The sequence below is a fragment of the Nocardioides zeae genome (assembly GCF_030818655.1).
Taxonomy (GTDB): Bacteria; Actinomycetota; Actinomycetes; order Propionibacteriales; family Nocardioidaceae; genus Nocardioides; species Nocardioides zeae_A.
Window position 1 is genome coordinate 1,033,328 of the sequence record NZ_JAUTAN010000001.1, and the last position, 21,183, is coordinate 1,054,510.

The window sequence follows — 21,183 nt, forward strand, 5'->3', positions numbered from 1 at the left end:
CTCTCGGGTCACGCGGTGACCGGGGGGATCACATGGCGTTGGGCTCGGTCGAGTTGGTGTAGGGCCAGCGGAGCATGAACTCCTTGAGCGCCTCGCCGCTGGGGGCGCTGCAGTACTGGATGACGCCGTAGCTCGTGGGCTCCTCCTCGCCCTCGGCCGTCGGCGCGACGAGCTCCGGCGCGTCGCCGACCGCGGGCTCGGGGTCGATCGCCCAGTGGGTGAGGGCCACGTGCACGCCGCCCTCGAGCTCGGGCGCCTCGTTGCCGGTCAGCTCGGCGATCTGCTCCATGCCGGCCTGCATGTCGGTCGCCCACTCGGTCTGGTCGCCCTCGGCCTCCTCCGCGCCGTACCACGGCACGGCCTTGAACTTGAGGCGGAAGTTGTCGGTGCCCTGGAGCTTCTTGCCGATGCCCTCGATCTCGTCGACCTCGTCGCTGTTGTCCTCGACGGTCTGGTCGTACCAGAGGAACGTGTAGCCGTGCTCGGAGTTGTGCACGAGCTGCTCGAGCTCCGAGCGGTCGTCCCAGCCGTAGAACTTGCGCTCCATCGCCGCGGGGACCGACCGGTGGGGACCGAAGATCGGGGGCGACGTCGTGTACTCGATCGAGCCGGAGTCGCGGTGGTCCTGCTCGCCCGTCGCCGGGATGACCATCTCGGGGCCGCACACCGTGGCCGGCGCACCGATGCTGGCGAGGTCGATGTCGTCGAACTTGCGCAGGTCCCACCAGTTCGCGACGGGCCGGTAGGCCGCGGCGCCGACGATGAGCAGGGCGACCACGGCGCACACGCCGACGATCATGAAGCTGCCGCGCCGCTCGGCGCGCTGGTGCGCCTTGAGCTGCTTCTTGGCCTTGGCAGCACGGTCGTTGCTCGGGGTCTTCGCCACGGTCTGGCAATCCTCACGGGGTCGGGACGAGGGCAGGTCGACGTGCGCCGCGCTGGGCGCACGAGAGGGGAGTTTACGGACTACCCGGGACGAAGCGGACCTCCGAGGTCCCCGCGGGTTCCCAGGACCACCCCAGCACCCGGGTCAGCGCGTCGAGCGAGACCCGCGCCGCGTGGAGGTCGGCGACGGGCGTGGTGACCCCCGCGTCGTCCACGAGCACCGGTACGGCGAACACGCGGGTGAGCGCGTCGGCGACGTCGGCGGCCGCGGCGGGTCCGCCGAACCCGTCCCGCAGCTCGGCCTCGTTGACGCGGGCGGCGAGGGCGGCGACGACGGCCTCGCGCGCGCCGTACCCGAACATGTCGCGCTCGGGCGCCCGCACCAGCCCGGCGGCGCCGGGCCCGTCCTCGTCGGCGGGCAGCACGAGGTCGGCGCGTCCGCGCAGGAGCGCGAGGGGGCGCCCGCCGAGCTTGCCCTGGGCGAGCTCGGCGGCGGACGCGATCTCGTCCGCGACGGCCGGTGCCGTCACGGCGAGGGGGTTGCCGTAGGAGTCGACGCGGCCGGCGTGGTCGTCGAGCACCCGGAGGCCGGCGGCCCCCACGGCGATGTCCGTCTGGCCCTCGCGCCACGCGCGCCCGGCCGTGTCCGTGACCACCACGCCGACGACGGCGCCGGTGCGGCGGCGTACCTCGGCGCGCAGCGCCCGGGCCGAGGCGTCCGGGTCGAGGGGGAGCGGCACGACACTGCCCGCGACCACGTTGGAGTTGTCGACGCCGGCGGCGGCGAGGGTGAGGCCGTGGCGCGTGCGCGCGATGCGGGTCGGGCCGCGGCGGGCCACCACCCGCACGGTCTCCTCGTCGATGACCGACTCGCGGTCGGAGGCGACGACCCGTCCCTCGGCCTTCGCGACCGCCTTGCTGGTGACGACGACGACGTCCCCGTCGCGGGGGGCGAGGTGGGTGACGACGAGCGCGGCCAGGTCGGTGCCGGCCGCGACCTCGCCGATGCCGTCCGGGGCGTGGACCTCGAGCCCGCTCACGACGGGCGCCCGGCGAACGCCGCCTCGACCGCGGCGGCCGCCATCCGGGCGGTCGCGTCGTGGTCGGTCATCATGAGCGGCACCGCGCGGCTGGTGAGCCCGGCGGACTCCAGCTCCGGCAGCTGCGCGGCGTCGCGCTCGTCGACGAGCCACGCGTCCAGCACGCCGGTGCTCCCGGGGCCGCGGGCGCCGTAGTGCCGACCGACCGCCCCCGCCGACACCTCGACGCCGATCGCCTCGAGCACCTGCCGCGCCATCCCGCGCACCGGCCCGTCGCCGACGATGGGGGAGAGGCCCACGACGCGCGCGTCGGTGGTGGCGACCGCGTCGCGCACCCCCGGTACGCCGAGGATCGTGCCGACCGAGACGACGGGGTTCGACGGGGGCAGCACGACGAGGTCGGCGTCCGCGATGGCCTCGAGGACGCCCGGGGCCGGCGTGGACCCCTCGAGGCCCACGACGACGACCGTCTCGGCCGGCACCTCGGCGCGCAGGCGCACCCAGTACTCCTGGAAGTGGACGACGCGGCGGCCGCTGGGCGCGTCCTCGTCGGCGATCGCCACGTGGGTCTCGACCCGGTCGTCCGTCATGGGCAGCAGGCGCAGCCGGGCGCCGAGGGGCTCGAGCCAGCGACGGCACAGGGCCCGCGTCACGTCGGAGAGCGGGTAGCCGGCGGCCAGCATCTGCGTGCGCACCAGGTGGGTGGCGACGTCGCGGTCGCCGAGGCCGAACCAGGTCGGCTCGACGCCGTACGCCGCGAGCTCGGTCTTGACGCTCCACGTCTCGTCGCGCCGACCCCACCCGCGGTCGGGGTCGATGCCGTCGCCGAGGGTGTACATGACGGTGTCGAGGTCGGGGCAGACCTTGAGGCCGTGGACCCAGATGTCGTCCGCAGTGTTGGCCACCACGGTCACCTCCGTGGCGGCGGACCCGCCGGGCACCTGGCCGGTGGCGAGGCCGTGCAGCAGACCCTGGAGGAAGCGGGCGCCGCCCATGCCTCCGGAGAGGACGGTGATGCGCTGCAGGGTGGGGGGCGTCGTGCTCATGGGACCACCCTGCCGGACGGGTCGGCAGGCCCGTCCATCGGGCTCTCTAGCAGACTGCTTGTAACACACGGTGGGCTTGACTTACGGGTACGACAGGCATGTAATTCCCACAGTGTCTTCCCCTTCAGACGCGACGGCGTCGGCCGAAGGGGAGGGCGAGCAGGAGCCGGGGTGCGGCGGACGGTGGCGTGTGGACGTCGCCGAGGTGTGCCGAATGGGTCGAGGAACCGGGGAAGGGGCGGGTGGCGTTGATCGAGCTCAATCTCGTTGACGGGGACGCCGGGGAACCGGGCTGGCAGGAGCGTGCGCTCTGCGCGCAGACCGACCCGGAGGCGTTCTTCCCGGAGAAGGGCGGGTCCACGCGCGAGGCCAAGAAGGTCTGTCTCACGTGTGAGGTGCGGGACGAGTGCCTGGAGTACGCGCTGATGAACGACGAGCGCTTCGGGATCTGGGGCGGTTTGTCCGAGCGCGAGCGGCGCAAGCTGAAGAAGCGCGCCGTCGTCTGAACGGGGAAGGGGGTCGGCCGTGACCGACCTCGTCCCCGTCCTGGTCGTCGCCGGCCCGTTGGGTGCGGGCAAGACGACCCTGGTCAACCACCTGCTCAGCCACAGCGCCGACACGCGCGTGGGTGTCATCGTCAACGACTTCGGTGACATCGACGTCGACGGTCTCCTCGTGGCCGGCCAGGCCGACATGCTCTTCTCGGCGAGCGGCGGGTGTCTCTGCTGCGCCACCGACGACGGAGCCGTCGCGGACTTCGTGGCCCGGTTGACCGCTCCGCGGGCCGGGATCGACGTCGTGGTCGTCGAGGCCAGCGGCGTCGCCGACCCCGTCGCCCTCGTGCACCGGGTGACCACCAGCCTGTCCCGCCGCGCACGCTTCGGCGGCCTCGTCGTGCTGCTCGACGCCGAGCACGTCGCCCCCGACCTCGCCGACCTCGCCGCGGGCGGCGAGCGCCACGCCCAGCTGGCCCACGCCGACCTCGTCGTCCTCACCAAGACCGACCGCGTCGACGCCGGGCACCTCGCCCGCCTGCGGGCCCGTCTGCGCGTGCTCCTGCCCGGGCGCCCGGTGACGACCGCCGTGCAGGGGGCGCTCGACCCGACCCTGCTCTTCGACCTCCGGCACGACCCCGCCCGGCAGCTCACGCTGGGCGACATCCGCGCCGGGGAGAACGAGCACCTGCACGCGGCGTACCGGTCCGTGAGCTGGACCAGCGCCGCGCCCCTCCACCCGCGCCGTCTCGCGGCGTTCCTGGGCGAGGGGGTGCCCGAGGCGTTCCGCATCAAGGGGTTCGTGACCATCGACGTGCCCGGGGCGACGTCGCGCTGGACGGTGCACCGCGTCGGTCGACACGTCCGCGTCACCCCCGGGGCGCCGGGCGCCCCGGGGCGCCGCGCGGGCACCGAGCTGGTGCTCATCGGTCCGGAGCTGGGCGGGTCGGCCTACGACGAGCTCGCGGCGATGGTGGCCACGCCCGACGAGCGGCCCGACCTCGAGGACCTCTGGGGTCTCGAGCGCCTGGTGCCGGCCGAGCTGCGCGCCGACCACCTGCCCAGCGCCGCGGGCTGAACCGGCGCGATCCGGGAGGGGTGCTGTCGCGGCGGGCCCCGGTGGGGCAAGGTGTCCTCGTGACCCACGCCACCGATCCCACCTTCGCGCGGGTGCTCGACGAGCGCTTCAGCTGCCGCGCGTTCCTGCCCGAGCCGGTCGAGCCGGAGCTGCTCGACCAGCTGTTCCGCCTGGCGCAGCGCACGCCGTCCTGGTGCAACACGCAGCCCTGGCAGGTCCACCTCGTCACGGGCGCGGCGCGCGACGACTTCGCGGCCCACCTGGCTGCCGCCGTCACGAGCGCCCCCGGATCCTCGGACCTGCCGACCCCGGAGCGCTACGAGGGCGTCTACCGGGAGCGGCGCCGCGCGTCCGGCTTCGCGCTCTACGAGAGCCTCGGCATCGCGCGGGAGGACACGGCGGCCCGCGGCGCGCAGATGCTCCGCAACTTCGAGTTCTTCGGCGCCCCCCACGTCGCGATCGTGACGAGCGACCGCCTGCAGGGCACCTACGGCGCGATCGACTGTGGGGGGTACGTCGCGACCCTGACCCACGCGGCCACCGCGCTGGGCCTCGCCACGTGCGCCCAGGCGGCGCTGGCGATGTACTCCGACGCCGTGCGGTCGTTCCTCGGCCTCCCGGAGGACCGCGTGATCGTCTGCGGCGTCTCCCTCGGCCGCGCCGACCTCGACCACCCGGCCAACGGGTTCCGCACCGAACGGGCAGCGGTGGCGGAGGCGGTCACCGTCGTGGACCGGCGGCCCGCCGACCGCGAGGAGGGGGCGGCATGACCACGTTCGCACCGGGCGACGACCCGTTCGACGTCGCCGGTCTCGACCTGACCCCCTCGCCGCGGGCGCAGGAGCTGCGCGCGTCGCTCGTCGAGTTCATGAACGAGCACGTGTTCCCCGCGGAGGCGGACTACCACGCGTTCCGCCACTCGGTCGGGCCCCAGGACCACACCCCGGCGCCCGTGCTGGAGACCCTCAAGTCGGAGGCGCGCCGCCGCGGCCTGTGGAACCTGTTCCTGCCCGACGTCGCGGGGATCAGCCAGCTCGACTACGCGGGCCTCGCGGAGATCACCGGCTGGAGCCTCGAGCTGGCCCCGGAGGCCACGAACGGCGCGGCACCCGACACCGGCAACATGGAGCTGCTCCACATGTTCGGCACGCCCGAGCAGCAGGCGCGGTGGCTCCGGCCGCTGCTCGAGGGCACCATCCGCTCCGGCTTCGCGATGACGGAGAAGGCGGTCGCGAGCAGCGACGCGACCAACATCGAGACGCGCATCGAGCGCGACGGCGACGAGTACGTCATCAACGGCCGCAAGTGGTGGACCTCCGGCGCGGCCGACCCGCGCTGCGCCCTGCTCATCGTGATGGGCAAGACCGACCCCGAGGCGCCGAAGCACCGTCAGCAGTCGATGGTGCTCGTGCCGACCGACACCCCCGGCGTCGAGATCGTGCGGGACCTCCCCGTGTTCGGTCGTCACGATCAGCACGGCCACTGCGAGGTGCTGCTCCGCGACGTACGGGTGCCGGTGACGTCCGTGCTGGGGGAGGAGGGGGCGGGGTTCGCGCTGGCGCAGGCCCGCCTCGGTCCGGGCCGCATCCACCACTGCATGCGCGCCCTGGGCGCGGCGGAGCGGGCGCTCGACCTGCTGGTACGGCGCGCCCACGACCGTGTCGCCTTCGGCAAGCCCCTCGCCGAGCAGGGCATGGTGCAGCGCGACATCGCCGAGTCGCGGATCGCCATCGACCAGGCCCGGCTGCTGTGCCAGCATGCGGCGGCGGTGATCGACGCCCACGGCAACAAGGCCGCCGCCTCGCTGGTCTCGATGGCGAAGGTGGCCGTGCCGCGGGCGGCGCTCGAGGTCATCGACCGCGCCATCCAGGTGCACGGCGGCGCGGGGATCAGCGACGACGTGCCGCTCGCGATGATGTATGGCTGGCACCGCGCCATGCGGATCTTCGACGGTCCCGACGAGGTGCACCTGCGCGGCGTCGCGCGGGCCGAGCCCGGACGGGAGCGGGTGCTCAGGCCCTGAGGTCGGGCGCCCCGGGCGGTCGCCCGGCCGCGCGGAGGGTCGCCGAGCCGAAGCGGGCGTGGACGTGCACGTCGTCCCACCCGCCCTCCCAGCTCAGCCAGGCCAGCGCCGACGTGGGCATCTCGACGTCGGTCCCCGCGAGGGTGGAGGCCAGGTCGGTGAGACCCGGGTCGTGGCCGACGACGACCACGGCGTGGTGCTCGTCGGCCAGGTCCGCCACCAGCGCGGCCAGGTGGCCCGCGTCGAACGTGTAGACGCGCTCGTGCGGCACCGGCGGCGGGGGCGCGGCGAGATGTGCCGCCGCCAGGTCCCACGTCGTGCTCGCCCGCACGGCGGGCGAGACCAGCGCGAGGTCGAGTCGCGGGCCGTGGGCGGCGAGCCAGGCGCCCGCCTCGGCCGCCTGCCGTCGTCCACGGCCTCCGATGGGCCGTTCCCGGTCGGTCGTCCCCGTGGACCAGTCCGACTTCCCGTGGCGCAGGAGCACCAGGTCGCGGGTCGGGGACATGGCCCGCAGGGTAGCGGGGTCGGGCGTCGGGCGGGTGTCGGCTCAGATGTCGAGGAAGTGGTCTGCCGTGATCGGCAGCGACCGCACCCGCACCCCCGGTGGCGTGGAACGTAGCGTTGGCGACCGCGGCCGAGGTGCCGACGATCCCGATCTCCCCGATGCCGCGCGAGCCCATCGGGGTGGCGAGGTGGTCCTCCTCCTCCAGCCACTCCGCCTGCAGGTCGAGCACGTCGGCGTGGGCCGCGACGTGGTAGGTCGCGAGGTCCTGGGTGACGACGTGACCGGTGCGCGGGTCGCGCCAGCCCTCCTCGTGCAGCGCGGCGGACAGGCCCATCGTCAGGGCCCCCAGCAGCTGGGACCGCGCGGTCATGGGGTTGATGACGCGGCCGACCGAGTAGACGCCGTGCAACCGGGAGACCCGCACCTCGCCGGTCCAGCGGTGCACGCGGGCCTCGGCGAACACCGCGCCGAAGGAGTGCATCGCGTGGCCGTCGGTGTCGGTGTAGGCGCCGCTCGCGGCGGTGGTGTGGAGCCCGGGGTCGGGGGTGGCGCCGTGGTCGTGGCGGAACTGCTGCGCGGCCGCGGCGATGGCGCTGCCCCACGACGAGGTGCCGGACGAGCCGCCGGCCACCGTCGCGAACGGGAGGTCGGTGTCGCCGATCGCGAGGTCAATGCAGTCCGGCGCGACCCGCAGCGCGTCGGCGGCGATCTGCACCAGGACGGTGCGGGCGCCGGTGCCGAGGTCGACCGCGCCGACGTCGACCCCGTACCGACCCTCGCCGAGCGACCGGATCCGCGCGGTGTTGCCCGGCGAGAACAGCATGGGGTACGTCGCCGACGAGACCCCCGTGCCGACCCACCAGTCGCCCTCGGCCCGGGAGCGGGGCCGGGCCGGTCGCTCCGACCAGCCGAACCGCTCGGCGCCGAGACGCAGGCACTCGACGAGACGGCGCCCGTTGAACGGCTTGCCGCTCTCGGGGTCGACCTCCGGCTCGTTCCGCTCCCGCAGGTCGATCGGGTCGACGTCCGTGGCCACGGCGAGCTCGTCCAGTGCCACCTCGTGGGCGTGCATGCCCGGCATCTCCCCGGGCGCGCGCATCCAGGACGGCACGGGCACGTCGAGCGCGGCCACGCGGTGGGTCGTGGCGCGGTGGGGCGCGGCGTACATCATGCGGGCCGCGGTGGCGGACTGCTCGGCGAACTCCTTGATGCGCGACGTCTGCGACGTCGTGTCGTGGCGGAGCACGACGAGGGTGCCGTCGGGCTCGGCGCCGAGGCGCACGCGCGAGCGGGTGGCGGTGCGGTAGCCGGTGAGCGCGAACATCTGCTGCCGCGTCACGGCGAGGCGCACCGGGTGGCCGGGGAACGCCAGGGCGGCGAGGGCCGCCGCGACCTCGGGGGCGTGGGGGAGGCCCTTGCTGCCGAAGCCGCCACCGACGTACGGCGCGAGCACGCGCACCTGCTCCGGCTCGAGGCCCAGCACCGGCGCGAGCGTGGCGCGCACCGCGTGCACGGCCTGGGTGGAGTCGTGGAGGGTGAGCAGCGCGCCGTCCCAGGTGGCAGTGGCGGCGTGCGGCTCCATCGGGCTGTTGAACTCGTGGGGCGTGGTGTAGGTCGCGTCGACGTTCACGGGGGCGGCGGCGAGCGCCGCGTCGGGGTCACCGTCGACGGTGTCCGTCTCCGCGCCCGCGTTGACCTCCTCGGGGGCGTAGGTCGCGCTGTGCTCGTCGAAGACGACCTCGGCCGCCTCCTCGTCCTGGTGCACCCGCACGAGGAGGGCGCCCTCGCGGGCGGCCTCCGACGAGGTCGCGACGACGAGCGCGACGATCTGCCCGCGGAAACCGATGTGCTCGTCCTGGAGCACGGCGAGCTCGCGGTCCTCGGTGTCGGCGAGCCGGGGGGCGCTGGTGTGGTCGAGCACGCGCCGCACGCCCCGGTGCGCGAGCGCGTCGCTCGCGTCCACCCGCAGCACCCGTCCGCGGGCGGTGGTCGAGGTGACGAGCCAGGCGTGCAGCACGTCGCCGTCCACCGGGTGCTCGACCGCGTACGTCGCCGCGCCGGTCACCTTCGCGACGCCGTCCTGCCGGTCGAGGTGCCGTCCCATCGCCCGGGCCGGCACCTGCTCGGGGACGATCTGCGTGACGGCTGCCGTGCTGTCAGGGCTGCTCATCGCGCACCGCCCGCGAGCCGGAGGAGCGTGTGGGCCGTCAGGTTGCGCACCATCGCCACCTTGTAGGCGGTCTGGTCGGTCGTCACGGCCGCCGCCAGCTCCGCGGAGGCCGCCGCCCGGGCGCTGTCCTCGGTGAGCACGGCGCCGCGGAGGGCCTCCTCCGCGACGTACGCCCGCCAGGGGCGGTGGGCCACGCCGCCCCACGCGAGCCGGACGTCCCGCACCACGTCGCCGTCGAGGTCGAGGGCTGCGGCGACGGAGACGAGCGCGAAGGCGTAGGACGCGCGGTCCCGCGCCTTGGCGTACGTCGAGGCCGGGGCCACCGCGCTGCCGGGCAGCTCGACGGCCGTGATGAGGTCGCCGTGCCGGAGGACCGTGTCGTGCTCGGGATGGTGGCCCGGCAGGCGGTGCAGCTCCGTCATCGGCACACGGCGCTCGCCGTCGGGACCGAGCACCACGACGGCCGCGTCGAGCGCGGTCAGCGCGACGGCGAGGTCGGACGGGTGGGTGGTCACGCACGCCTCGCTCGCGCCGAGGATCGCGTTGTAGCGGCCGTAGCCCTCGAGGGCCGAGCACCCGGTGCCCGGCTCGCGCTTGTTGCAGGCCGTGGTGACGTCCTGGAAGTAGACGCAGCGCGTGCGCTGGAGCAGGTTGCCGGCGGTGGTCGCCTGGTGGCGGATCTGGCCCGACGCTCCCGCCAGCAGGGCCCGCGCGACGGCGGGGAACCCGCGACGGACCGCGGGGTGGGCGGCCAGGTCGCTGTTGCGGACGGCGGCGCCGACGCGGAGCCCGCCGCCCGGGAGCTCCTCGACGGTGTCGAGGGGGAGGCGGGAGACGTCGACGAGCGTGCCCGGGCGTGCGACGCCGAGCTTGAGGTGGTCGACCAGGTTGGTCCCGCCCCCGAGGAAGCGGGCGTCGGGGTCGTCCGCGACGAGCGCGACGGCCGCGGCCGCGTCGGTCGCGCGGTGGTAGGTCAGCTCCTTCATGCCCGCACCTCCCGGTCGGTCGTCTGCTGGCCCGCCTGGCGGACCGCCGCGAGGATGCCGGCGTAGGCACCGCAGCGGCAGAGGTTGCCGCTCATGCGCTCGCGGATCTCGTCGTCGCCGTCGGGGTCCTCGGCCGCGAGGTCGTCCGTCACCAGGCTCGGGTGCCCGGCGCGCAGCTCGTCGAGCACGCCGACGGCGGAGCACACCTGCCCCGGGGTGCAGTAGCCGCACTGGTAGCCGTCGTGGTCGAGGAACGCCTGCTGCACCGGGTGGAGGTCGCCGTCCGGGGAGGCGAGGCCGCCCGCGGTGACGATCTCGGCGCCGTCGTGGGCCACGGCGAGGGCGAGGCACGTGAGGTGGCGGCGACCGTCGAGGAGCACGGTGCAGGACCCGCACTGGCCGTGGTCGCAACCCTTCTTCGGCTGCGTCACGCCGAGCCGCTCACGCAGCGCGTCGAGCAGGGTCGTGCGGGTGTCGACGGTGACGGCGCACCGCTCCCCGTCCACGGTGAGGGCGATGTCGGCGTCCATGCGGCGACGGTACCCACGGGGCCACAAGCCGCCCGGTGCGTGAACGGGGCGTGGGTACCGTCGCGGCATGAGCGACTACACGGACGAGCAGATCGAGACCATCCAGGCCGTCGTGGACCGCGTGAGCTCCTGGCAGGACGGAGCGACCGAGGGCACCGTGGCGGACGAGCTGGCCAAGGGCTTCAACGAGGCCGGCATCGGGGTGCCCGCCGACGACCAGGCCCGCCTGGCCGACGCCATCCAGGACGCCCACGGCGAGGTGAAGGCCGCGGAGGTCCTCGGCCCCTGACCGCTGGTTTCACGCGGCATAGGAACTTGCCTATGCCTCATAGGAAATTGCATGATCCTCCCCGTCCGGCACCGTGCCGGGCGGGGAGGAGTGCGTCGTGCCCCGGGTCGGACTGACCCCTGACCGTGTCACCGTCGCCGGTGCCGAGCTCGCCGACGAGGTGGGCTTCGCGTCGCTGACCGTCACGGCGGTCGCCCAGCGCCTCGGTGTCCAGCAGGCGAGCGTCTACGCGCACGTCGGCGGCGTGCGGGACCTGCAGGTGCGCATCGCGCACCTCGCGCTGGCCGAGCTGGCCGACGCGACGGCCGAGGCCGTGGCCGGGCGGTCCGCCGGTGCGGCGCTGACGGCGTACGCCGCCGCGTTCCGCGCCTATGTGCGTGCACACCCGGGGCGGTACGCCGCGATGCGGATGCCGCTCGAGCCGACCGAGGCCGCGAGCAGTGCGGGGCCGCGGTACGCCGCGACCACGCGGGCGCTGCTCCGCGGGTACGCGGTGCCCGAGGAGGACGCGAACCACGCCGTACGGCTGGTCGGGGCGTTGCTCCACGGGTTCGTCAGCCTCGAGCTGGGCGGGTCGTTCGACCACAGCGAGCCGCCGGCGGAGCAGTCCTGGCACCGTGCCGTGGCCGCGCTCGACACCCTCCTCACGACGTGGAACGCCCCGGAGGACGCATGACCGGCTTGCTCGACGTACCCCTGACGCCTGCGCACCTGCGCGGAGCGGTCGAGGTGGAGCGCACCCCGCGGGGCGGCCTGCTGCCGCACCGCCTGCCCGCGTGGGCGCGGACCCGCCTGCCCGACCCCCAGCTGCTCATGGTCGAGGCACAGCCGTCGGGGGTGCGGCTCGCGCTGCGCACGGCGGCCACCGTGCTCGAGCTGGAGACGCGGGCGACGAAGCGGGTCTACGTGGGGATGCCCCCGCGGCCCGACGGTGTCTACGAGGTCGCGGTCGGGGGCGAGGTCGTCGCGTCGGGCTCGGTCGGCGGCGGCGACGTGCTCACCGTCGACCTGGGCGCCGGCACGATGACCCCGAGCGACGGCGGCACCGGGCTCGTGCGGTTCGCGGGGCTGCCGGGTGGTCCGGGCGGGACCGGTGGGGTGCGGGACCTCGAGGTCTGGCTGCCGCACGACGAGCAGACCGAGCTGGTGGCGCTGCGGGCGGACGCGCCGGTGGAGGCTGCCCCGCCGGACGGGCGGCGCCGGTGGCTGCACCACGGCAGCTCGATCAGCCACGGGTCCAACGCGGCGACCCCGACGGGCACGTGGCCGGCGGTGGCCGCGGCGCTCGCCGACGTCGACCTGCTCAACCTGGGGTTCGGCGGCAGCGCGCTGCTCGACCCGTCGACGGCGCGGACCATGCGGGACCTCCCCGCCGACGTCATCAGCGTCAAGCTCGGCATCAACCTGGTCAACCTCGACCTCATGCGGCTGCGCGCGCTCGGTCCGGCGGTCCACGGGTTCCTCGACGTGCTGCGCGACGGTCATCCCACGACGCCGCTGCTCGTGGTCTCGTCGATCTACTGCGGGATCCACGAGGAGACGCCCGGACCGTCGGTGCCGGACGTCGAGGCGGCACGGGAGGGCCGGCTGCGGTTCGTCGCGGCGGGCGACCCGGCCGAGGTGGCGCAGGGGCGGCTCACGCTCGAGGTCGTCCGCGAGCAGCTCGCCGCAGTCGTGGCGCAGCGGTCGGTCGACGACCCGCACCTGGCGTACCTCGACGGGACGGTCCTCTACGGCGCCGCCGACGCCGAGGCCCTGCCCCTGCCCGACGGCCTGCACCCCGACGCCGCGACCCACCGCCTCATCGGCGAGCGCTTCGCCGCGGCCGCCTTCGGCGTCGGTGGCCCGCTGGCGTAGTCGCGCGCCGAGTTGTCACGTACGGCGCGGCTCACGCGTCGAGGTGGGTCGTACGGCGCGGCTCACGCGTCGAGGTGGGTCGTACGGCGCGGCTCACGCGTCGAGGTGGGTCGTACGGCGCGGCTCACGCGTCGCGACCAACGGCCCGCGAAGGGTCACGAACGACAGTCGAGTGTCGCCATCCGCCGTCGTACGTGACCCTTTCCTGAGGTGGGACGCCCTGCGCTGCTCACCCTCCCCGGGACGTCATGCATCCCGGTCGCCCCGAGCACCACGACGCATGACGTCCCGGGGTGGCCTGCGCCCGCCGGTCAGGCCGCGTCGGGCAGGGCCGTGGCCCGGGACTCGTGCCGCAGCGCGGCCGGCGACCCCGGCGTCGGGAACCAGCGCCACACGACGGCCGACTGGGCGCAGGTCCAGGCGGCGTTGACGACCCAGTAGACGAGCAGGGCGACGGGGACGACGGACGCCGCGACGAGCATCCCGCCGGCCGAGAGCAGCGGCATCATCCGCTGGGCGCTGACGACGGCCTCGGGCGCGTCGGCGAGCGCCATGTTCGGCAGCACCAGGAAGTGCTGCGTGACGAACGACAGCAGGGCGGCCACGCCGGCCAGCAGCGCGACGACGGCGAGGTGTCCGGCGCCGGCGCCGAGGTAGCCGTGGTCCGCGAGCGGTACGCCGGCGAGGGTGGCAGCGCCCAGCGAGGCCACCAGTCCGGCGTCGAGCGCGCCGATGGCCCGGCCGCGGGCCGCGCCGCCGATGAGGTGGTAGAGGCCGATCCAGATCGGCATCTGGAGCAGCATCGGCAGGCAGCCGAGGCGGGAGACGCCGTGCTCGGCGGAGATGCGGCGGCGCTCCTCCATCAGCTCGCGCATCGCCTCCGGGTCGGGGCGCGCGCCGGCGCCCCCCTTCTTCCGCGCCTTCTCCTGGGCCTCGCGGAACTTCTTCTGCACCTCGGCGAGGTGGGGCCGGGCGCGGGCGCCGGCGTGGGCCTGCTTGACGCCGCGGACCACGAGGGGCAGCAGCAGGAGGCGCACGGTGACGACGACGGAGACGAGGGCGACGAGCCAGGCGCCGACGCCGTCAGGCGCGGCGCCGAGATCGGTGGCGGCGGAGTGGGCGGTGGCGACGACGGCCGCGAGGGCATGGGTGATGGGGTCGAGCACGGACACGGAGAGCTCCTGGGGACGTGACGGACAGGCGGTCGGAGCGCGCGGGTGCGCGCGTCAGACCGCTTCCGGTGCACGCGGCTGGAGCGGGTGGTGCGGGGTGTCGGTGGCGTCGCCACGGCGCGACGGGGCCGGGGGACCCGCCGTGGTGGGGCTGAGCGCGGATGCACGGGCCCGCGGTACGGCGGCGGCCCGGGCGTGCGCGAGCAGGGAGAGCGTCGCCGTGAGGAGTGCCGCCGCGAGCGGGGCGACGAGCGACGACCCCGAGTCGCCGGGGCTGGAACCGGCGACCAGGCCCGCCAGCAGCACGACCGGCAGCAGGAGCGCGAGCAGCGCGGGCAGGACGGTGCCCTGCCGGGGGCTGCGCGCGGTGGACATGCGGCCCATCCTAGGCCGTCCCGACGGGATCGGGCCTGTCTCAGCCCAGCCCGAGCTCCGCCGTCGACCGCTCGCGCATCTCGACCTTGCGGACCTTGCCGGTCACGGTCATGGGGAACTCGTCCACGACGAGCACGTAGCGCGGCACCTTGTAGTGCGCGAGCCGTCCGTCGCAGAAGGCCTTCACGGCGGCCGCGTCGAGGGGCGGTCGTCCGGGTCGCACGCGGATCCAGGCGCACAGCTCCTCGCCGTACTTCTCGTCGGGGACCCCCACCACCTGGACGTCCTCGACGTCGGGGTGGGTGTAGAGGAAGTCCTCCACCTCGCGCGGGTAGATGTTCTCGCCGCCCCGGATGACCATGTCCTTGATGCGGCCGACGACGACGCAGTAGCCGTCCTCCCGCATGACGGCGAGGTCGCCGGTGTGCATCCAGCCGTCGGCGTCGATCGCCTCGGCGGTCTTCTCCGGGTCCTCGTGGTAGCCGAGCATCACCGAGTAGCCCCGCGTGCAGAACTCGCCGGCCTCGCCACGCGGCAGCGTCTCCCCGGTGACGGGGTCGACGATCTTGACCTCCACGTGGGGGTGGACGCGGCCGATGGTGGCGGTGCGGCGCTCCAGGTCGTCGTCCACCCGCGTCTGGCAGGAGACGGGCGAGGTCTCGGTCATCCCGTAGGCGATCGCCACCTCGGCCATGTGCATCTCCTCGACGCACCGCTTCATCACCTCGATGGGGCACACGGAGCCGGCCATGACGCCGGTGCGCAGGCTGCTGAGGTCGTGGGAGGCGAAGTCGGGGTGGTTCTGCATCGCGATGAACATGGTGGGCACCCCGTAGAGCGCAGTGCAGCGCTCGCTCGCGACCGCCTCCAGCGTCGTCACGGGGTCGAACGCGGGCCCCGGGATGACCATGGTCGCGCCGTGGGTGACGCAGCCGAGGTTGGCCATCACCATCCCGAAGCAGTGGTAGAAGGGCACCGGGATGCAGAGCCGGTCCTCCGCCGTGAGGTTGATCAGCTCGGTCGTGAAGAACCCGTTGTTGAGGATGTTGCGGTGGCTGAGCGTGGCGCCCTTGGGACGCCCCGTCGTGCCGGACGTGTACTGGATGTTGATCGGGTCCTCGGGCCGCAGCGTCGCGGCCCGCTCGGCGACGGCCCCCGCGAGCTCGTCCGCACGGGCGTCGCCCTCCCCGCGCAGCTCCTCGAGGTCGTCGGTGTCGAGGAGGACGGTGCGCTCGAGCCCCGGGCACTCGGCCGCCGTGGAGGCCACGATCGCCGCGTAGTCGCTGGTCTTGAACCGCGACGCCGCGAACAGCAGCCGCAGCCCGGACTGGTTCACGGCGTAGGCGAACTCGTGGCTCCGGTACGCCGGGTTGATCGTCACGAGCACCGCACCGACCCGCGCGGTGGCGAGCTGGACGATCGTCCACTCGGCGCAGTTGGGCGACCAGATGCCGACGCGGTCGCCGGCCGCGATGCCGATCGCGAGCAGCGCCCGCGCGGTGCGGTCGACCTCGGCGTCGAGCTCCCGCCAGGTCCAGCGGCGTCCGCTGGCCACCTCGACGAGGGCCTCGCGGTCGCCGCGCTCCGCCACGGTGCGCGCCAGGGCGGCGCCGATGGTCTCCTCCAGCAGGCCCGGGGTGGTCTCTCCCCGGGCGTAGGACTCGCTCACGTGCACGGCTCCTCGAGATCGGATCAGACGGGCGTGTGCCAGGTCACAGTCCAGCATGCCTCGCTGTCCCCGCTGTGCAGAAACTGGACAGGGGGCGCCGCTCCCCGCGGCGTACCCTGTGGTCCTCCTCACAGGGGAACGGAGGCAACGGATGCGCCCGAGCGGACTCGCCGAGCGGCGGGACGACCCGTCCATGCGGCGGACGATCGCGGACTCGTGGCGCCGCGCCGAGCTCGCCGGTCTCACGCCGGCGACGGCCTTCGACGGTCTCCGGTACGACGCGGTCGACTCCGCCAGCGCCCTCGTGGTGGCCGCGGCGCCCGTGCTCGACAACCTCAACGAGCGGCTGACCGGCACCGGGTTCACCACGCTGCTGGTCGACCGCGACGGTCGGGTCGCGCGACGCTGGAGCAGCGACGACCAGGCGGGCCGCGCGTTCGACGCGCTCGGCGTGCACACCGGCGCCAGCCTGCTCGAGGACCGCATCGGCACGAACGCCCCGGGGACCGTGCTCGAGACCCGGGGCAGCGTGCTGGTGAACAGCGACGAGCACTTCGCGGAGCCGTTGCGGGCGGTGAGCTGCTACGGGCACCCGATCGTCCATCCCGTGACCCGCCGCATCGAGGGCGTGCTCGACGTCTCCGCGCTGATGAGCGCGGTCAACCCCCTCGTGCCGCCGCTGGTGGCGGGCGTCGTCACCGAGATCGAGCAACGGCTGCTCGACGGCAGCCGCGTCTCCGAGCGCCGGCTCCTCGGGGCCTTCCAGGCCGCGGCCCACCGGCGTCGTGCGGTCGTGGCCCTGCACGGCGACACGCTGATCTGCAACCAGGCCGCGACCGACCTGCTGAGCGCGACCGACATCGCGCTGCTCCGCATCCTCGCGGCGGACCTGCCCTCCACGGGCACGCCGCGGCTCCCGCTGACGCTGGAGTCGGGGGAGCGTGTCGAGGTGCACGGGCTCCCCGTGGACGCGGTGCGCGACGGGGTGGTGCTCCAGATCGAGCGGGTACGCGGCGGGGGGCGTGCCGACGGCGCGGCCGGGTCCGCGACGGGCGGCGCGCGTCTCGACGCCCCGCCGAGCGTGGCGCCGGTGCTGGTCTCCGGTCCGCCCGGCAGCGGTCGCACGACGCAGGCCCGCGCGGCGGCCCGCTCGACCCCGATCACCGTCCTCACGGCGACCTCCGCCCTCCTCGACGGGCCCGCGGAGTGGGCGCGCCGCCTCGACGCGCTCGTGCGGGCCCGCCAGGGCGTGGTGTGCGTCGAGGGCGTCGACCTCCTCGCGGCCGACCTCGTCGCCCTCGTGGCGGCGCACGCCGCGTCCGGCCACGCTCCGCAGCTCGTGCTGACGAGCGGTCCGGCCGAGACCCTCGACGGCCCGGTGGCCGCACTGGCCGCGACCTGCATCGACCGCCGCGAGCTCGCCCCGCTGGCGGCGCGGACCGCCGAGCTGCCCGAGCTGGTGGCCGCGATGATCGACGACCTCGGGGCCGGCGCCGGGCGGGAGCCGGGGGAGTCGGTGCACCTCGGTCCGGGCGTGCTGCGGGTGCTCTCGGCCCACGACTGGCCCGGCAACCTGCGCGAGCTGCGCGCGGTGGTGGAGCACGCGGTGCGCCGACGTCGCCGCGGGGCGATCACCGTGGACGACCTGCCCGAGAGCCACCGGGTGCCGGGAGCGAGCCGCACGCTCTCGCCCATGGAGCGGGCGGAGCGCGACGCCGTCGTCGCCGCGCTGCGCGAGGCCGCCGGCAACAAGGTGCAGGCGGCGCGGGCGCTGGGCATCTCGCGCACGACGCTCTACGCGAAGATGCGCACCCTCCGCGTCACGCTGGACTGACAGCGCCCGGCGTCGCCGCCGTGACCTCCATCGATCCGATCCCGGCTTTCTCGTTCCCCCGTCAGGAGATCAGCTCGTCCAGCCGCGCGTAGGCCCGCGCGTCGCCCTGGAGCACCACGGAGCGCTCGCCGTCGACGGAGACCGGTACGTCGCCGGCGACCGTGATGCGCCGCATCTCGCGGGGGTGCTCGTCGAAGTCGGCGACGGCGTAGTGCTGCGTCGCGCGGTTGTCCCAGATGGCGACGTCACCGGGCTGCCACGACCAGCGGAGCGTGTTCTCGAGCCGCGTGATGCGGTTCTGGAACAGGTGGAAGACCTGGTGGGACTCGGCGGAGGTCAGGCCCTCGATCCGCTTGACGAAGTTGCCGAGCACCAGCGACCGCTCGCCGGTCTCCGGGTGCACCCGCACGACGGGGTGGCGCGTCTCGAAGACCGTCGAGGTGAAGTCGTCGCGGCTGTAGTTCGCGTCGGGCTGGTCGTGCTCCTCGTCCAGCTGCGCGTAGTCGTAGGAGTTGGTGTGGACCGCCCACAGCCCGTCCGCGAGGGCCCGCAGCGGCGCGGGGAGGGACGCGTAGGCCGCCGCGGTGTTGGCCCAGACGGTGGTGCCGCCGTAGGGCGGGAGCGTGACCGCCCGCAGCACGCTGATGGCGGGCACGCGGTCGACGAACGTGACGTCGGTGTGCCAGCTGTTCGCGGCCATGCCGCGGTTCGCGGTCACGCGCAGCACGCGGGCGCTGCCGGTGTTGACCGTCGGGTGGGCCGTCGTGAGGGGGCCGAGGCGCTCGGCGAACCGCGCGTGGGCGTCGTCGTCGAGGTCGTGCTGGTCGCGGAGGAAGACCACCTTGTGCGTGAGCAGGGCGGCCCGGATCGTCGCGACCTGCTCCGCGGTGAGGTCGTCGCCGAGGTGGACCCCGTCGATGCGGGCGCCCAGCTGCCCGCCGAGCTGGTGGACCGCGGGGGCGGCAACCCCGGGAGCCCCGGCGGCGGCGGGGCGGTCGGCGGTGAGCGTCACGGGTCCTCCTCGGTTAGTCGACAAGACCGATCAAGATTATCGACCGAGAGCGTCCGGTCGGGCCCGTCTCACCCCGCGGGCACTCAGGGGTGCGTCGCGCCGAGCTCGATCATCACGACCCCGACCACGACGAGGAGCAGGCCGCCGACCTGGACGGGGGAGAGCGACTCGCCGAACAGCACGATCCCGAGGACGGCGATCGCGGCGATCCCCAGGGCGCACCACACCGCGTACGCCTGCCCCAGCGGCATCCCGCGCACCAGCGCCTGCGACAGGGCGTAGAACGCCGAGCAGTAGCCCACGACCACCAGCGCGGACCACCCCAGCCGGGTGAAGCCCTCGGAGGCGCGCAACGACGTGGTCGCGACGACCTCGCTCAGCACCGCGGCCAGCAACCAGCCCCACATGACGCCTCCCGACGACGCGACGCGCGGTGGCGGTCCACCGCGGCGCGACCGATCCCACCACGCGCTCCCGGACCCGGCGGCGGTACGACGCGTGGCGTGTCCCACACGCGTCGTACCCGCGTCGAAGCGGTGACGTGCGGGTCCGGCGGTTACGCTCGTACCTGCCAGCTCGTCCGGCTCCCGCCGCGGGCTGTCTGCACGTCGAGCACCTGTCGGTGACTCCGTGCGTGGCCGGCCCGAGACCTCGGAGCCCCGGCTGTCGGCGGGACACGTTGCACAGATAGTGGTTCCTCCTTGTCTTCCTTCATCGATCTCGGCGTCCCCGCACGCCTGGCCGACGTCCTCTCCGGTCTCGGCATCGACACCCCCACCCCGATCCAGGCGGCGACCCTGGGCGACTCCCTCGCGGGTCGCGACGTGCTGGGCCGCGGCCGCACCGGCTCCGGCAAGACCTACGCGTTCCTCCTCCCGCTCGTGGCCCGGCTGTCCGGCGGCGCGAGCGCCCGTCCCGGCGCGCCGCGGGCCCTGGTCCTGGCGCCCACCCGTGAGCTGGTCGGCCAGATCGAGGCCTCCCTCGCCCCGCTCGCCGAGGCCGCCGGCCTCACGACGCGCACCGTCTTCGGTGGCGTCGGCCAGAACCCCCAGGTCACCGCGCTGCGCCGTGGCGTCGACATCGTCGTCGCCTGCCCCGGCCGGCTCGAGGACCTCATCGGTCAGGGCCACTGCTCGCTCGGTTCCGTCGAGGTGACGGTGCTGGACGAGGCCGACCACATGGCCGACCTCGGCTTCCTGCCCGCCGTCCGACGCCTCCTGGGGCAGACCCCGAAGCAGAGCCAGCGCCTGCTGTTCTCCGCCACGCTCGACAAGGCGATCGACGCGCTGGTCAAGCAGTTCCTCACGAAGCCCGTCACCCACGAGGCCGACTCGGCGCAGTCGCCCGTCGCGGCCATGACCCACCACGTGCTGCACGTCGAGCGCGACCACCGCCTGCCGGTGCTCGTCGACCTCACCAGCGCCCCCGGGCGCACGGTGGTCTTCACGCGCACGAAGCACGGCGCCAAGGCCCTCGCCCGCCAGCTCAACCGCAGCGGCGTCCCGGCCGTCGAGCTCCACGGCAACCTCGGCCAGAACGCGCGCACGCGCAACATGGAGGCCTTCCACGACGGCCGCGCCACGGCGCTCGTGGCGACCGACATCGCCGCGCGCGGCATCCACGTCGACGACGTGGCCCTCGTCGTCCACGCGGACCCGCCGACCGAGCACAAGGCCTACCTGCACCGCTCTGGCCGCACCGCCCGGGCCGGCAACGCGGGCACGGTCGTGACGCTGATGACCACCGAGCAGAAGCGGGACGTCCGCGACCTCACGCGCGCCGCGGGCATCAACCCGACGACGACGCGGGTCACCGGGACCGACCACCCCGTGCTGGTCGAGCTCGCCCCCGGCGAGCGCAGCCTCCCCGGCGCGTTCGAGCCGGTCGTCGCGGCGCCCGCTCCGGCGCGCACCTCGACCCGCTCCTCGGACGAGCCGGGCTCCGGCGGCGGCCGTCGGCGCAACCGCCGCCGGGGCGGCGGCTCCGGCTCCGGCTCCGGCCCCGCCTCGGGTGGCGGTCCGGGTGCCGGTGGCTCCGCCACGAGTGGTCAGCGGTCGGGTGGCGGTCGCTCCGGGGGGACCCGCTCGGGCGGTGCGCGCTCCGGCGGCGGTCGTTCCGGCGGCCAGCGTTCCGGTGGGCAGCGCTCGGGCGCGGCGTCCAGCGGTGCGGGCTCGAGCTCGCACAGCGCGGCGTCGTTCAGCTCGCGGGCCCGCTGAGC

Annotated in this window: 20 protein-coding genes and 1 pseudogene; 9 read left to right on the top strand and 12 right to left on the bottom strand. The window is 74.7% G+C overall.

Annotation, left to right across the window (positions count from 1 at the left end; all coding sequences use genetic code 11):
* Nucleotides 1–28 precede the first annotated feature (28 nt).
* The 3 genes from QE405_RS04885 to cofD all read right to left on the bottom strand — a co-directional run bounded on the left by QE405_RS04885 (nt 29) and on the right by cofD (nt 2,971).
* On the bottom strand, nt 29–886 hold the full coding sequence (locus tag QE405_RS04885) for a DUF3105 domain-containing protein (RefSeq protein WP_307199089.1): 858 nt from the start codon (nt 884–886) through the stop codon (nt 29–31).
* Between the two features lie 73 nt (nt 887–959).
* On the bottom strand, nt 960–1,925 hold the full coding sequence (locus QE405_RS04890) for a coenzyme F420-0:L-glutamate ligase (protein ID WP_307199090.1): 966 nt from the start codon (nt 1,923–1,925) through the stop codon (nt 960–962).
* Nucleotides 1,922–2,971: a 2-phospho-L-lactate transferase gene (cofD, locus tag QE405_RS04895; RefSeq protein ID WP_307199091.1), complete on the bottom strand. Its 1,050-nt coding sequence runs from the start codon at nt 2,969–2,971 to the stop codon at nt 1,922–1,924. Before cofD ends, QE405_RS04890 begins: the two co-directional genes overlap by 4 nt.
* A gap of 242 nt (nt 2,972–3,213) precedes the next feature.
* Here cofD and QE405_RS04900 point away from each other — a divergent pair, with 242 nt between their 5' ends.
* From QE405_RS04900 to QE405_RS04915, 4 genes are read left to right on the top strand one after another with little or no spacing between them, the layout of a single operon-like run.
* Nucleotides 3,214–3,477 (top strand): WhiB family transcriptional regulator, encoded by a 264-nt coding sequence (locus tag QE405_RS04900; protein WP_373459441.1) that lies wholly within the window; start codon nt 3,214–3,216, stop codon nt 3,475–3,477.
* Nucleotides 3,478–3,496: 19 nt separating this feature from the next.
* A complete protein-coding gene (locus tag QE405_RS04905; RefSeq protein WP_307199092.1) occupies nt 3,497–4,543 on the top strand; it encodes a CobW family GTP-binding protein in 1,047 nt (348 codons plus the stop codon).
* A gap of 59 nt (nt 4,544–4,602) precedes the next feature.
* The gene (locus tag QE405_RS04910; RefSeq protein WP_307199093.1) at nt 4,603–5,313 is read left to right on the top strand and encodes a nitroreductase; all 711 of its coding nucleotides are present in this window, start codon (nt 4,603–4,605) and stop codon (nt 5,311–5,313) included.
* On the top strand, nt 5,310–6,566 hold the full coding sequence (locus tag QE405_RS04915) for an acyl-CoA dehydrogenase family protein (RefSeq protein ID WP_307199094.1): 1,257 nt from the start codon (nt 5,310–5,312) through the stop codon (nt 6,564–6,566). The genes QE405_RS04910 and QE405_RS04915 overlap by 4 nt, the downstream gene beginning before the upstream one ends.
* Here QE405_RS04915 and QE405_RS04920 read toward each other — a convergent pair.
* From QE405_RS04920 to QE405_RS04935, 4 genes and pseudogenes are all read right to left on the bottom strand, one after another.
* Nucleotides 6,556–7,071, bottom strand: a complete 516-nt coding sequence (locus QE405_RS04920; RefSeq protein ID WP_307199095.1) for a SixA phosphatase family protein — start codon at nt 7,069–7,071, stop codon at nt 6,556–6,558. The genes QE405_RS04915 and QE405_RS04920 overlap by 11 nt on opposite strands.
* Before the next feature lie 286 nt (nt 7,072–7,357).
* Nucleotides 7,358–9,241, bottom strand: a pseudogene (locus QE405_RS04925) (xanthine dehydrogenase family protein molybdopterin-binding subunit); the annotation flags it as partial.
* Nucleotides 9,238–10,227, bottom strand: coding sequence for an FAD binding domain-containing protein (locus QE405_RS04930; protein ID WP_307199096.1), 990 nt, complete (start codon nt 10,225–10,227; stop codon nt 9,238–9,240). The pseudogene QE405_RS04925 and the gene QE405_RS04930, both read right to left, overlap by 4 nt.
* Nucleotides 10,224–10,757: a 2Fe-2S iron-sulfur cluster-binding protein gene (locus tag QE405_RS04935; RefSeq protein WP_307199097.1), complete on the bottom strand. Its 534-nt coding sequence runs from the start codon at nt 10,755–10,757 to the stop codon at nt 10,224–10,226. The genes QE405_RS04930 and QE405_RS04935 overlap by 4 nt, the downstream gene beginning before the upstream one ends.
* Nucleotides 10,758–10,824: 67 nt before the next feature.
* Between QE405_RS04935 and QE405_RS04940 the strand changes: the two genes are divergently transcribed.
* From QE405_RS04940 to QE405_RS04950, 3 genes are all read left to right on the top strand, one after another.
* Nucleotides 10,825–11,046: a hypothetical protein gene (locus QE405_RS04940; protein WP_307199098.1), complete on the top strand. Its 222-nt coding sequence runs from the start codon at nt 10,825–10,827 to the stop codon at nt 11,044–11,046.
* 97 nt (nt 11,047–11,143) lie between these two features.
* Nucleotides 11,144–11,722, top strand: coding sequence for a TetR/AcrR family transcriptional regulator (locus tag QE405_RS04945; RefSeq protein ID WP_307199099.1), 579 nt, complete (start codon nt 11,144–11,146; stop codon nt 11,720–11,722).
* The gene (locus tag QE405_RS04950) at nt 11,719–12,903 is read left to right on the top strand and encodes an SGNH/GDSL hydrolase family protein (RefSeq protein ID WP_307199100.1); all 1,185 of its coding nucleotides are present in this window, start codon (nt 11,719–11,721) and stop codon (nt 12,901–12,903) included. The genes QE405_RS04945 and QE405_RS04950 overlap by 4 nt, the downstream gene beginning before the upstream one ends.
* Before the next feature lie 311 nt (nt 12,904–13,214).
* On the opposite strand, the gene yidC is transcribed toward QE405_RS04950, so the two are convergent.
* From yidC to QE405_RS04965, 3 genes are read right to left on the bottom strand one after another with little or no spacing between them, the layout of a single operon-like run.
* On the bottom strand, nt 13,215–14,075 hold the full coding sequence (yidC, locus tag QE405_RS04955; RefSeq protein WP_307199101.1) for a membrane protein insertase YidC: 861 nt from the start codon (nt 14,073–14,075) through the stop codon (nt 13,215–13,217).
* A gap of 54 nt (nt 14,076–14,129) precedes the next feature.
* A complete protein-coding gene (locus QE405_RS04960) occupies nt 14,130–14,450 on the bottom strand; it encodes a hypothetical protein (RefSeq protein ID WP_307199102.1) in 321 nt (106 codons plus the stop codon).
* 40 nt (nt 14,451–14,490) lie between these two features.
* Nucleotides 14,491–16,119, bottom strand: coding sequence for an AMP-binding protein (locus QE405_RS04965; RefSeq protein WP_307199103.1), 1,629 nt, complete (start codon nt 16,117–16,119; stop codon nt 14,491–14,493).
* 151 nt (nt 16,120–16,270) lie between these two features.
* On the opposite strand from QE405_RS04965, the gene QE405_RS04970 reads away from it, so the two are divergent.
* Nucleotides 16,271–17,953 (top strand): sigma-54-dependent Fis family transcriptional regulator, encoded by a 1,683-nt coding sequence (locus QE405_RS04970; RefSeq protein ID WP_307199104.1) that lies wholly within the window; start codon nt 16,271–16,273, stop codon nt 17,951–17,953.
* A 61-nt stretch (nt 17,954–18,014) separates the two neighbouring features.
* Here the strand turns inward: QE405_RS04970 and QE405_RS04975 are convergent, their stop codons facing one another.
* Both QE405_RS04975 and QE405_RS04980 read right to left on the bottom strand, forming a co-directional pair.
* Nucleotides 18,015–18,965, bottom strand: a complete 951-nt coding sequence (locus QE405_RS04975; RefSeq protein ID WP_307199105.1) for a TauD/TfdA dioxygenase family protein — start codon at nt 18,963–18,965, stop codon at nt 18,015–18,017.
* Between the two features lie 83 nt (nt 18,966–19,048).
* Nucleotides 19,049–19,372 carry a DMT family transporter gene (locus tag QE405_RS04980; protein ID WP_307199106.1) on the bottom strand — a complete coding sequence of 108 codons (324 nt, stop codon included), beginning with the start codon at nt 19,370–19,372 and terminating at the stop codon, nt 19,049–19,051.
* Between the two features lie 294 nt (nt 19,373–19,666).
* Here QE405_RS04980 and QE405_RS04985 point away from each other — a divergent pair, with 294 nt between their 5' ends.
* Nucleotides 19,667–21,181: a DEAD/DEAH box helicase gene (locus QE405_RS04985; RefSeq protein WP_307199107.1), complete on the top strand. Its 1,515-nt coding sequence runs from the start codon at nt 19,667–19,669 to the stop codon at nt 21,179–21,181.
* Nucleotides 21,182–21,183 lie beyond the last annotated feature (2 nt).

Bases quoted from the DNA above. Each gene is read 5' to 3' on its own strand.
- cofD (WP_307199091.1), bottom strand. From the start codon at position 2,971: ATGAGCACGACGCCCCCCACCCTGCAGCGCATCACCGTCCTCTCCGGA.
- QE405_RS04915 (WP_307199094.1), top strand. From the start codon at position 5,310: ATGACCACGTTCGCACCGGGCGACGACCCGTTCGACGTCGCCGGTCTC.
- QE405_RS04920 (WP_307199095.1), bottom strand. From the start codon at position 7,071: ATGTCCCCGACCCGCGACCTGGTGCTCCTGCGCCACGGGAAGTCGGAC.
- QE405_RS04930 (WP_307199096.1), bottom strand. From the start codon at position 10,227: ATGAAGGAGCTGACCTACCACCGCGCGACCGACGCGGCCGCGGCCGTC.
- QE405_RS04935 (WP_307199097.1), bottom strand. From the start codon at position 10,757: ATGGACGCCGACATCGCCCTCACCGTGGACGGGGAGCGGTGCGCCGTC.
- QE405_RS04940 (WP_307199098.1), top strand. From the start codon at position 10,825: ATGAGCGACTACACGGACGAGCAGATCGAGACCATCCAGGCCGTCGTG.
- QE405_RS04950 (WP_307199100.1), top strand. From the start codon at position 11,719: ATGACCGGCTTGCTCGACGTACCCCTGACGCCTGCGCACCTGCGCGGA.
- QE405_RS04960 (WP_307199102.1), bottom strand. From the start codon at position 14,450: ATGTCCACCGCGCGCAGCCCCCGGCAGGGCACCGTCCTGCCCGCGCTG.
- QE405_RS04970 (WP_307199104.1), top strand. From the start codon at position 16,271: ATGCGCCCGAGCGGACTCGCCGAGCGGCGGGACGACCCGTCCATGCGG.
- QE405_RS04980 (WP_307199106.1), bottom strand. From the start codon at position 19,372: ATGTGGGGCTGGTTGCTGGCCGCGGTGCTGAGCGAGGTCGTCGCGACC.